General features: G+C 71.5%; 9 protein-coding genes. 6 read left to right on the forward strand and 3 right to left on the reverse strand.

All coding sequences use genetic code 11. The features are described 5' to 3' along the window. Positions 1-65 precede the first annotated feature (65 nt). The 6 genes from rsmI to B4915_RS13150 all read left to right on the forward strand — a co-directional run bounded on the left by rsmI (position 66) and on the right by B4915_RS13150 (position 7,233). Positions 66-884 (forward strand): 16S rRNA (cytidine(1402)-2'-O)-methyltransferase, encoded by an 819-nt coding sequence (gene rsmI, locus B4915_RS13125; RefSeq protein ID WP_105806251.1) that lies wholly within the window; start codon positions 66-68, stop codon positions 882-884. 100 nt (positions 885-984) lie between these two features. Beyond that, a complete protein-coding gene (locus B4915_RS13130) occupies positions 985-2,022 on the forward strand; it encodes an FKBP-type peptidyl-prolyl cis-trans isomerase (protein ID WP_105806252.1) in 1,038 nt (345 codons plus the stop codon). Between the two features lie 130 nt (positions 2,023-2,152). After that, positions 2,153-3,235 carry a 1-deoxy-D-xylulose-5-phosphate reductoisomerase gene (gene dxr / locus B4915_RS13135; protein ID WP_105806253.1) on the forward strand — a complete coding sequence of 361 codons (1,083 nt, stop codon included), beginning with the start codon at positions 2,153-2,155 and terminating at the stop codon, positions 3,233-3,235. 157 nt (positions 3,236-3,392) lie between these two features. Further along, the gene (locus tag B4915_RS13140; RefSeq protein ID WP_105806254.1) at positions 3,393-4,871 is read left to right on the forward strand and encodes a M50 family metallopeptidase; all 1,479 of its coding nucleotides are present in this window, start codon (positions 3,393-3,395) and stop codon (positions 4,869-4,871) included. Between the two features lie 162 nt (positions 4,872-5,033). Beyond that, positions 5,034-6,164 carry a flavodoxin-dependent (E)-4-hydroxy-3-methylbut-2-enyl-diphosphate synthase gene (gene ispG, locus B4915_RS13145; protein ID WP_105806255.1) on the forward strand — a complete coding sequence of 377 codons (1,131 nt, stop codon included), beginning with the start codon at positions 5,034-5,036 and terminating at the stop codon, positions 6,162-6,164. Positions 6,165-6,198: 34 nt separating this feature from the next. Next, positions 6,199-7,233, forward strand: a complete 1,035-nt coding sequence (locus B4915_RS13150; protein ID WP_105806256.1) for an LOG family protein — start codon at positions 6,199-6,201, stop codon at positions 7,231-7,233. A gap of 43 nt (positions 7,234-7,276) precedes the next feature. On the opposite strand, the gene B4915_RS13155 is transcribed toward B4915_RS13150, so the two are convergent. From B4915_RS13155 to B4915_RS13165, 3 genes are all read right to left on the reverse strand, one after another. Then, entirely contained in the window at positions 7,277-7,834 is a 558-nt protein-coding gene (locus B4915_RS13155; protein ID WP_181158595.1) for a PRC-barrel domain-containing protein, read from the reverse strand. 105 nt (positions 7,835-7,939) lie between these two features. Further along, complete coding sequence (locus B4915_RS13160) at positions 7,940-8,575, reverse strand: hypothetical protein (protein ID WP_181158596.1); 636 nt, start codon at positions 8,573-8,575, stop codon at positions 7,940-7,942. A gap of 198 nt (positions 8,576-8,773) precedes the next feature. Further along, the gene (locus tag B4915_RS13165) at positions 8,774-11,137 is read right to left on the reverse strand and encodes an ATP-binding cassette domain-containing protein (RefSeq protein WP_105806258.1); all 2,364 of its coding nucleotides are present in this window, start codon (positions 11,135-11,137) and stop codon (positions 8,774-8,776) included. Positions 11,138-11,220: the final 83 nt, after the last annotated feature.

Here is an 11,220-nt window from a genome sequence, read left to right on the forward strand (position 1 = left end):
ATGTGTAAAAGAGACACCCCCCTTGCTACCCCCGCGCCTCCGCCGCGCGGGCATAGCATGGAGGCATGCTCCTGCTCGCCGCCACCCCGATCGGCAACCTCGGGGACGCCTCGCTCAGGCTGCGCGAGACCTTCGAGACGGCCACCGTGATCGCCGCTGAGGACACCCGCCACACGGCGCAGCTGCTCCGGCTGCTCGGCATCGAGAACCGGCCCGAGCTGCTCGCCCTGCACGAGCACAACGAGCACGACCGCGCGGCCGCGCTCGTGGAGCGCGCCGCGGGCGAGGACGTGGTGCTGGTGAGCGACGCCGGCATGCCGACGGTCTCGGATCCGGGCTTCCGGGTGGTGCAGCTCGCCGCCGCGCAGGGCGTCGAGGTGAGCGCGATCCCGGGGCCGAGCGCGGTGATCACGGCGCTCGCCGTCTCCGGCCTGCCGACGGACCGCTTCGCATTCGAGGGCTTCCTGCCGCGAAAGGCGGGGGAGCGGTCCCGGGCTCTCGAACACCTCGCCGCCGAGCGCCGCACGCTCGTCTTCTTCGAGGCTCCGTCCCGGCTCGCCTCCGCGCTCGCCGAGCTCGCACGCGTCTTCGGGGAGGGGCGTCCCGCCGCCGTCTGCCGTGAGCTCACCAAGCTGCACGAGGAGGTGCGCCGCGGCACCCTCGGCGAGCTCGCGGCCTGGGCGGCGGAGGGCGTGCGCGGCGAGATCGTGATCGTCGTCGGCGGTGCGCCGCAGGCCGAGACCTCGCCCGAGACGGCACTCGCGGAGGTCCAGCAGCGCGTTGCGGAGGGCGAACGTCTGAAAGACGCTGCGCGGTCGGTCGCCGAGGCGACGGGGATCCCCTCGCGGGAGCTGTATGCGGCGGCGCTCGCCGCGCGAGCCTGAGCGGGCGGAGCCTCCCAGGAGAACATGAGACGACTGGGGGATACTCGGGGAAGGCTATTCGCTCTCCGTGTCTCCCCCCAAGCGAAGGATCCAGATCACCGTGAACCTCACCCGTGCCCTTTTGCCCGCCGCGCTCGCGGGCGCCCTGCTGATGTCCGCGTGCAGCGCGGGCGGTTCGCCGTCGAAGGACGCTTCCGGGGCCGACTGCGTGCCGGCGGGCTCCGCCAGCGACTCCATCGAGGTGAAGGGCGACGTCGGCTCGGGCCTCGAGCTCACCTCGAAGACCCCCGTCGAGGCCGACACGCTGCAGCGCACGGTCCTCAAGGACGGCGAGGGCGACGCGCCGAAGGACGGTCAGCAGGTCGAGGTCGCCATGACCATGTTCAACGGCAAGGACGGCAGCGTGCTGCAGGAGGCGCCCGCGGCGCCGACGCCCTTCGCGAAGGGCACGCTCTTCGACTGGGCCTACGACGGGCTGCGCTGCGGGGTGCCCGGCCAGGAGGTCGCGCTCGCAATGCCGTTCACCGAGGCATACCCCGATCTGGAACCCGAGCAGGTCGGCCTCTCGGGTGTGGCGAAGGACGACACGGTCGTGGTGGTCATGTCGATCGGCAAGGTCTCCGACGCGGCCGACGACGCAGGCGCCAGCGGCGAGCCGGGCACCCTCGGCGAGGACGAGCTGCTGAAGAAGGCCGAAGGCAAGGCCGTGCCGGCGCCCGAGGGCTTCCCGACCGTGAAGCTCGCCGACGACGGCTCGCCCACGATCACCATGCCCAAGGGCGTGGAGCCGCCGAGCAAGCTGGAGGTCGCGACCCTCATCGAGGGCGACGGCGAGACCGTCGAACCGGGGGATCGCGTCTACGTCAACTACCGCGGCGTGATCTGGCGCACGGGCGAGGAGTTCGACTCGAGCTGGAGCCGGGGCGAGCCCGCCAACTTCGTCACGACCCAGGTGATCGGCGGCTTCCAGAAGGCGCTCGAGGGGCAGAAGGTCGGCTCCCAGGTGATCGCGGTCGTTCCCGCCGAGGACGGGGGCTACGGCGGCGCCCAGCTCGAGCAGATGGGGCACCAGGCCGACGACGTGATGGTGTTCGTGCTCGACATCCTCGGAACGGTGCACGCCGACTCCGGGAAGTAGCAGCGGCGCCGATCCGGCCGGCCCGCGGCCCGGATCCGCTGATGGCCCCGTCGCTCCCCGGAGCGGCGGGGCTGCGCCGTTCCGGGCGGTGCTGCGCCGTTCCGGGCGGTGAGCCGCCAGAATGGTGTGCATGAAGCGCGTCGTCATCCTCGGATCCACCGGCTCGATCGGCGAGCAGGCGCTCGACGTCGTCCGCAAGAACCCCTCGAAGTTCCAGATCGTCGGCCTCGTGGCCGGATCGAACGGCGAACGGGTGCGGTCGCAGGCCGAGGAGTTCAGCGTCGAGCACACGGCGCTCGGGATCGACGAGGCGGTGAAGCTGATCCGTGAGGTGCCCGCCGACGTGGTGCTCAACGGCATCACCGGCTCGGTCGGCCTCGCGCCGACGATCGCGGCGCTCGAAGCGGGCCGCACGCTCGCGCTCGCCAACAAGGAGTCGCTGATCGTCGGCGGCGACCTCGTCACGGGGCTGGCGGGGCCCGATCAGATCGTCCCGGTCGACTCCGAGCACTCCGCGATCGCGCAGGCGCTGCGGGCGGGGCGCGCCGACGAGGTGCGGCGCCTGGTGCTCACGGCCTCGGGAGGCCCCTTCCGCGGGCGCAGCCGCGCCTCGCTGCGCGATGTGACCCCCGCCGAAGCGCTGGCCCATCCGACCTGGAACATGGGCCGCATGGTCACCACGAACTCCGCAACGCTGATGAACAAGGGCCTCGAAGTGATCGAGGCGCACCTGCTCTTCGGCGTCTCCTACAGCGACATCGACGTCGTGGTGCATCCGCAGTCGATCGTGCACTCGATGGTCGAGTTCATCGACGGCTCCACGATCCTGCAGGCCTCCCCGCCGGACATGCGGCTGCCGATCGCGCTCGGACTGAGCTGGCCGAACCGGCTCGCGCACGTCGGTGAGCCGCTCGACTGGGGCGCGGCCGGCACGTGGGACTTCGAGCCGCTCGACGAGACCGCGTTCCCGGCCGTGGCGCTCGCGAAGGAGGTGGGGCGGGCGCGGCGCAGCTATCCCGCGGTCTTCAATGCGGCGAACGAGGAGGCGGTGCACGCCTTCCACGACGGGCGCATCGGCTTCCTCGACATCGTCGAGCTGGTGCGCGAGGTGCTCGAGGCGCACTCGGCGCCCGAGACGCTGACCCTGGAGGGCCTGGCCGAGGCCGAGCGCTGGGCGCGCGAGCGGGCCCAGCGGCTCATCGCGGCGCGCTGAGCCGGCAGCGGTACGGATCGCGGTCTGGGATCGCGCTCGGGATCGCCGCTCCGGACGGCCCCGAGCTGCGGATCGCGGCGCGTTCGGGTGCGCGGCTCCGGGGCGCCCCTCCCCGAAACTCCACAGCGCCGGGGTCTAGCCTGATGCCGTGACTGAAGTGCTGCTCTACGTGCTGGGGATCCTGATCGTCCTCGCGGGTCTCGCGCTGTCCATCGCCCTGCACGAGATCGGCCACCTGGTGCCGGCGAAGCTCTTTGGCGTGAAGGTGACGCAGTACATGATCGGCTTCGGCCGCACGCTGTGGTCGCGGAAGAAGGGCGAGACCGAGTACGGCGTCAAGCTGCTTCCCTTCGGCGGCTACGTGGCGATGATCGGCATGTACCCGCCGAAGAAGCCCGGGGAGGCACCGCGCGCGTCGACCACCGGCTTTCTCAACTCGGTCGTGGAGGAGAGCGCCGGCTCGGTGAGGGCCGGAGCCGCCGGGAGCCGGCAGGAGCGCGAGGCGGGATCGGCGGCGGACGCCCTCGCCGAGCTCGAACGCATCGGCGACCCGCCCGCCGCGGTGGCCGAGGAGGAGAGCCGCCGCGGCCTCGCCGGCCTGGCCGACGAGGCGCGACTCGCGAGCGCGGAGACCATCGCCGAGGGCGAGGACCACCGCACCTTCTACCGCCTGCCGATGTGGAAGAAGATCGTCATCATGCTCGGCGGCCCCGTCATGAACCTGGTGCTGGCGTTCGTCTTCTTCGCGATCTTCCTCGTCGGCTTCGGACTCCCGCAGAACAGCACGACGCTCGGCAGCGTCAACGAGTGCCTGCTGCCGGCGTCCAGCAGCGCGAGTTCCTGCTCGGCCTCGGATCCCGCCGCGCCCGCCGCAGCCGCGGGGCTGCGACCCGGCGACCGGATCGTGTCGGTCGATGGCATCAAGATCGAGAGCTGGGAGCAGTTCCGCGAGATCGTGGGCGACTCGGCCGGTGTGAGCCTCGAGCTCGGGATCGAGCGCGACGGGACGGCGCAGTCGCTGCGGCTCACTCCCGTCGCGAACGAGCGCGCGGTCGTGAACCCGGACGGCACGGCCGCGACCGACGCCGAGGGCAGGCCGCGCACCGAGACCGTCGGCATGATCGGCGCCTCGCCGGCGCAGGAGACGGCGCCAAGGCCCCTCACCGAGGTGCCGGCCTTCGTCGGCGAGAACATCGAGCGGGTCGCCGGCGTGATCGTCAGGCTGCCCGAGCGCATGGTCGACGTGTGGAACGCGGCCTTCGGCAGCGAGGCCCGCGACCCGGATGGCCCGATGAGCGTCGTGGGCGTCGGCCGCCTCGCCGGGGAGGTCGCGAGCCTCGATGCCCCGGTCGCCGCTCGTGCCCAGGTGATGGTCGGCCTGCTCGGCTCGCTGAACGTGGCGCTGTTCGTGTTCAACCTCGTCCCGCTCATGCCGCTGGACGGCGGGCACGTGGCCGGCGCGCTCTACGAGGGGGCGAAACGCGGGATCGCACGCCTGCGGCGCAAGCCGGATCCCGGGCCGATCGACACCGCGCGAATGGTGCCCGTCACCTTCGCGGTCGTGGTGATCCTGGGCGGCATGAGCGTGCTGCTCATGTATGCCGACATCGTGAAGCCGGTGCAGTTCTTCGGCTGACGGCCGCCGCCGGGCGGTATGCGGCGAGCCGGTGTGTACCTTTCTCGCGGGCGTGTACCTCGATGGCGGTGATCAAGGTGTACGCCGGCGAGAAAGGTACACACCCAGGAGGCGGGGTCCGGGCGCGGGTAGACTCGGGGCGTGCCAGCAGTCAATCTCGGAATGCCCGCTGTTCCCCAGGTGCTCGCCCCGCGGCGCAAGAGCCGCGAGATCGCCGTCGGCTCCGTGCGGGTCGGGGGCGACGCGCCCGTCTCGGTGCAGTCGATGACGACGACCCCGACCACCGACATCAACGCGACGCTGCAGCAGATCGCCGAGCTGACGGCGGCGGGATGCGACATCGTGCGCGTCGCCTGCCCCTCCCGGGACGATGCCGAGGCGCTGCCGATCATCGCGAAGAAGAGCCAGATCCCGGTGATCGCCGATATCCACTTCCAGCCGAACTACGTCTTCGCGGCGATCGATGCCGGCTGCGCCGCGGTGCGCGTCAACCCCGGCAACATCCGGAAGTTCGACGATCAGGTGGGCGAGATCGCCCGGCGCGCGAAGGCGGCCGGCGTGTCCCTGCGCATCGGGGTGAACGCGGGATCGCTCGACCCGCGGCTGCTGCAGAAGTACGGCAAGGCGACGCCGGAGGCGCTCGTGGAGAGCGCCGTGTGGGAGGCCTCGCTGTTCGAGGAGCACGACTTCCACGACTTCAAGATCTCGGTGAAGCACAACGACCCCGTCGTGATGGTGCAGGCGTACCGGCTGCTCGCCGAGCGCGGCGACTGGCCGCTGCACCTCGGCGTCACGGAGGCGGGACCCGCCTTCCAGGGCACCATCAAGAGCGCGACGGCGTTCGGGATCCTGCTGTCCGAGGGCATCGGCGACACGATCCGCGTCTCGCTCTCCGCGCCCCCGGTCGAGGAGGTGAAGGTCGGCCTGCAGATCCTGCAGTCGCTGAACCTGCGGGAGCGCAAGCTGGAGATCGTGTCGTGCCCCTCGTGCGGCCGGGCGCAGGTGGACGTCTACACGCTCGCCGACCAGGTGACCGCGGGGCTCGAGGGCATGAGCGTGCCGCTGCGGGTCGCCGTGATGGGCTGCGTGGTGAACGGGCCGGGTGAGGCGCGCGAGGCGGACCTGGGCGTCGCGAGCGGCAACGGCAAGGGGCAGATCTTCGTGAAGGGGGAGGTCATCAAGACCGTGCCCGAGAGCGAGATCGTGGCGACGCTGATCGCCGAGGCCAACCGGATCGCCGCCGAGATGCCCGCCTCCGAGGGCACCGGGACGCCGCAGGTCGTGACCGCGTAGCGGTGCGGACGGCGCACGGGGAATGCGGGGAGACATGACGGGGGGACTCCGGGACGCGGCGCTCGACGAGGCGATCTCCTCGCTCGTCGCCGAAGCCGGCATCACCGCGCAGCGAGGCCTGATCAGGCGGATCATCGCGAGCGGCATCGGCCTGGGCCAGGACGGCGCGAGCCGGCTCAATCTGAAGATCACGGCGGCCGCGGTGGAGGAGATGCGTGCCGCGTTCCGGCTCTTCGCCCCCTACTCGGGTATCCCCAAGGCGACGATCTTCGGATCGGCGCGCACCGAGGTGGGGGACCCGCTGTGGCACGCGGCCGAGGCCGCGGCCCGCGGGCTGGCCGAGCGGGGGTGGACGGTCGTGACGGGCGCCGGACCCGGCATCATGGAGGCCGCGGCGACGGGCGCGGGGCGCGAGCGCTCGCTGGGCGTGTCGATCCGGCTGCCCTTCGAAGAGCGCCCCAACGCCATCGTGGAAGACGACGATCGGCGCGTCGCCATGAAGTACTTCTTCACCCGCAAGCTGATGCTGGTGAAGGAGTCGAGCGGCTTCATCTGCCTGCCGGGCGGATTCGGCACCATGGACGAGACCTTCGAGCTGCTCACCCTGCAGCAGACCGGCAAGATGGAGCCGGTGCCCATCGTGCTGCTGGACCGGCCAGGCGGCAGCTACTGGAGCGGCTTCGCGCGCTTCGTCACGGAGGAGCTGGCGGGATCCGGGTTGATCGCCGTCGACGATCTCGACCGCGTGCTCGTCACCGACTCGGCGGAGGCCGCCGTCGCGGAGGTCACCGGCTTCTGGCGCAACTACGACTCGCTGCGCTGGTTCGACGAGGAGCTCGTGCTGCGTTTGCGCGCGGCGCCCACCGAGGCGGAGCTGGCGGAGCTGAACGAGCGCTTCTCGGGCATGTGCCTGCGCGGCAGGATCGAGCGCGCCGAGCCGCGCCCCGCTGAGCTCGCCGAGCGCGACCGCCCCGAGCTGCCCCGGCTCGCGCTGATCCCGCGTCAGCGCGCCATCGGCGAGCTCCACCGCCTCATCCGCGCCCTCGCCCTCCTGCCGAGCGCCCCGTAGCGGTCAGGGCGCAGGGGCCGGGTGCACCCGCGGCTGTGCGCCCCTAGGCGTGCCCGGGCGCGTCCCGCCCGGTTCCCGGATCCGCGGCCGGGTCGGGCACCGTGACGATGCGCTCCTCGACGATGACGTAGCGGCGGAGGCGGGGCCGGCCGACGGCTTCCCCGGCTGCGGCCTCCGGGCCGTTCGCCGGTTCCGCGTGGCTCGCCCGGGCGTTCGTGTCCGTGCCTGCGGCGGATCCCGCGTCCCCTGCGACGCGCCCCGAGCCCGTGCCCTCGACGGCCGACCCCGCGCCGGCCCGCGCGTAGTAGTCGAGGATGCGGTCCTCCTCGGCCTCCGTCAGCTCGCCGTCGGCATCGATCCGGGGCGCATCCTTGATGGTCGCCTTGTCGTAGGACACGTGCAGCACGTGGCCGTCGAACGCCGCGCCGCTCACCGGCACGAACGACTCCGAGGTGCCGAAGAGGCCGGTGGCGACGGTGACGAACAGGGGCTCGCCGCTGTCGTGGTCGAGGTAGACCTGCTTCACGGTGCCGATCCGCTCGCCGTCCGGGCCGGTGACCCTCGCGTCGAACAGGCTGTTGATGGCGGTGGTGTCGATCATCATGCGTCCTTCCGTGGGTGGGGCTTCACTGAGCACGGGCCTGGCGCAGATCCTGGCGACCTCGGCCCGATGGAGGCGCGGATCCGGATCCGGATCCAGCCGTGGTCACCGGCCGAGGCCGGCGTGATCGACGCGCCGGTGGTAGCGCATGCCCGCGAGGCCGCCGACGATCGCCCCGCCGAGGCTGACGAGCGCAACAACGATCGCCGTGACGATGCCGGTCGCGGTCAGGGCGCCCTCGTCGACGGGGATGCGCGGGAAGCCGTTGACGGCGCCGAGCACGTTGAACTGGGAGCCGGCCAGTGCCGTGACGACCGCAACGACGATCGCGATCACGACCGCCCAGATCCACACCGCCACACCCTGCTTCGCTCCGGAGAACCGCGCCATGCGGCCCGCCACGTAGCCGCCGCAGAAGTAGGCGATGAAGAGCACGACCGCGAGCGCGATGGCGCTGACGATGCTCACAGTGTCGGCGTTCGCGGCGAGTTCGTCCGCTGCCTCCTGCACGTCGCCGTCGGCCGCGCCGAGGCCGATCCCAGCCCCGATCGCACTGAGCAGCGCCGTCAGCAGCACGGCGGTTCCCATCGCGGCGAGCCAGCCGAAGAACGCGGATCCCCACTTGAAGCCGCCGAAGCGTTCCCTCTCGCGGTCGAGCACCTCCTCCCGGTGCGTCATCCCGCGTTCCGCTGCGACGGCCGCGGCCGCGCGTTCCTCGCCCATGCGGTGCTGTTCGCTCATCTCGATCCCCCCGATCTCGGAGCCGGCGCCCGACGCCGGTCGCGCCCGCCGATCCGCCTCCAGGCTCCCGCGGCGGTCCGGCCGCCGCGACGGGGTTGACCTGCGGGTCGCGGGAGTGCACCATGTCCCCGCGCCTCGCGCCTCGCGCCTCGCGCCCCGCGCCCCGCGCCCCGCGCGCTTGCGGGCGCGAGTGCGAGGTCACCCCGATACGTACTCGGCGAGGTGCCGGGCGGTGAGGGTGGAGCCGTCGGCGACGAGCTCGCGCGGGGAGCCCGCGAACACGACGGTTCCGCCCTCATGGCCGGCGCCGGGGCCGAGGTCGATGATCCAGTCTGCGTGCGCCATGACCGCCTGGTGATGCTCGATCACGATCACGCTCTTGCCGGAGTCGACCAGCCGGTCGAGCACGCCCAGCAGCTGCTCCACATCGGCGAGGTGCAGACCCGAGCTCGGCTCGTCGAGCACGTACACCTCGGCGTCCTCGAGCATGCGGATCGCGAGCTTCAGCCGCTGGCGCTCGCCGCCGGAGAGCGTCGACAGCGCCTGGCCGAGCTTCAGGTAGCCGATCCCCACCTCGGCCAGCCCCTCCAGGATCTTCGCCGCCTTCGGCACCTTCGACTCCGGCGCCGAGAAGAACGCCAGTGCCTCGCTCACCGACAGCTCCAGCACCTCGGAGATGTTCTTGCCGCCGAGCGTGTACTCGAGCACCGCGGCGTCGAAGCGCCGCCCCTCGCAGACCTGGCACACGCTCTCCATCGTCGCCATCATGCCGAGATCGGTGGTGACGACGCCCGCGCCCTTGCACTCGGGGCACGCCCCCTCCGAGTTCGCGCTGAAGAGCGCCGGCTTCACCCCGTTCGCCTTCGCGAAGGCCGCACGCACAGGATCGAGCAGGCCCGTGTAGGTGGCGGGATTGGAACGCCGCGAGCCCTTGATCGCGCCCTGGTCGACCGCCACCACGCCCTCCTGCGTCGAGACGTAGCCGTGGATGAGCGAGCTCTTCCCCGAGCCGGCGACTCCCGTCACCGCGCAGAGCACGCCGAGCGGCACGTCGACGTCGACACCGCGGAGATTGTGCAGATCCGCGCCGCGCACCTCGATCGCACCGCTCGCCGGGCGCACCGTCTCCTTCAGCCGCGCCCGGTCGTCCAGGCGGCGCCCCGTGAGCGTGCCCGAGGCGCGCAGCCCCTCCACTGTGCCCTCGAAGCAGATCTCGCCGCCCGCGGCGCCCGCTCCCGGGCCCAGCTCGACCACGTGATCCGCGATCGCGATCATCTCCGGCTTGTGTTCCACGACGAGCACCGTGTTGCCCGTGTCGCGCAGCTGCAGCAGCAGCTGGTTCATGCGCTGCATGTCGTGCGGGTGCAACCCGATCGAGGGCTCGTCGAAGACGTAGCTGGCGTCGGTGATCGCGGAGCCCAGGTGCCGGATCATCTTGGTGCGCTGCGACTCGCCGCCGGAGAGGGTGCCCGTGGGCCGGTCGAGGCTGAGATAGCCGAGGCCGATCTGCACGAAGGCGTCGAGGGTGCCGCTGAGCTTCGCGACGAGCGGCGCGATGCCGGGGTCGTCGAGGCCGCGCACCCACTCGGCGAGGTCCGTGATCTGCATGGCGCACACCTCGGCGATGGAGAGCCCCCGGATCTTCGAGGAGCGCGCGCTCGCGTTGAGGCGGGTGCCCTCGCAGTCGGGGCAGGGACGGAACACGATGGCCCGGTCGACGAAGGCGCGGATGTGCGGCTGCATGGCCTCGCGGTCCTTCGAGAGCATCGACTTCCGGATGCGCGGGATCAGACCCTCGTAGGTGACGTTGACGCCATCGGCCTTCACCTTGCGCGGCTCCTCGTGCAGTAGCACGCGCAGCTGCTCCGCGCTGAAGTCGCGGATCGGCACGTCCATCGGCAGCACCGCGGCGAAGACGCGGCCGTACCAGCCGTCCATGCTGAACCCGGGGACCTTCAGCGCCCCCTCGGCGAGCGTCCGCGTCTCGTCGTACAGCTCGTCGAGGGCGAAGTCGCTGACCGTGCCGCGGCCCTCGCAGCCGGGGCACATGCCGCCCAGGATCTCGAAGCTGCGGCGCTCCTTCACCTGCTTGCCGCCTTTTTCGAGGGTCACGGCTCCGGCGCCTCTGATCGAGGCCACATTGAAGGAGAAGGCGTTGGGTGAACCGATGTGCGGCTGCCCAAGACGCGAGAAGATGATGCGCAGCATCGCGTTCACGTCCGTCGCGGTGCCCACCGTGGATCGCGGGTTGGCCCCCATGCGCTCCTGATCGACGATGATCGCGGTGGTCAGCCCCTCCAGCACGTCGACGTCCGGCCGTGGCTGCGCAGGCATGAAGCCCTGCACGAAGGCGCTGTAGGTCTCATTGATGAGGCGCTGCGACTCCGCGGCGATGGTGCTGAACACGAGCGAGCTCTTGCCGGAGCCGGAGACGCCGGTGAACACGGTGAGACGCCGTTTCGGCAGCTCGACACTCACATTCTTGAGGTTGTGCTCGCGGGCGCCCTGCACCCGGATGCGGTCGTGCCGGTCTGCGGGGTGCACGGTGGCTGCGTCGCTCATGGGGGACAGGCTAGCGCGCACCGCGGACAAACGGTACGTGCATCACATCTGGGGCGGGTACACCCCGTCTCTTATAAACATCT

This window comes from Leucobacter massiliensis, assembly GCF_002982315.1.
Taxonomy (GTDB): domain Bacteria; phylum Actinomycetota; class Actinomycetes; order Actinomycetales; family Microbacteriaceae; genus Leucobacter; species Leucobacter massiliensis.

Bases quoted from the DNA above. Each gene is read 5' to 3' on its own strand.
- B4915_RS13155 (WP_181158595.1), bottom strand. From the start codon at position 7,834: ATGATCGACACCACCGCCATCAACAGCCTGTTCGACGCGAGGGTCACC.
- B4915_RS13160 (WP_181158596.1), bottom strand. From the start codon at position 8,575: ATGAGCGAACAGCACCGCATGGGCGAGGAACGCGCGGCCGCGGCCGTC.
- B4915_RS13165 (WP_105806258.1), bottom strand. From the start codon at position 11,137: ATGAGCGACGCAGCCACCGTGCACCCCGCAGACCGGCACGACCGCATC.
- ispG (WP_105806255.1), top strand. From the start codon at position 5,034: ATGCCCGCTGTTCCCCAGGTGCTCGCCCCGCGGCGCAAGAGCCGCGAG.
- rsmI (WP_105806251.1), top strand. From the start codon at position 66: ATGCTCCTGCTCGCCGCCACCCCGATCGGCAACCTCGGGGACGCCTCG.
- B4915_RS13150 (WP_105806256.1), top strand. From the start codon at position 6,199: ATGACGGGGGGACTCCGGGACGCGGCGCTCGACGAGGCGATCTCCTCG.
- dxr (WP_105806253.1), top strand. From the start codon at position 2,153: ATGAAGCGCGTCGTCATCCTCGGATCCACCGGCTCGATCGGCGAGCAG.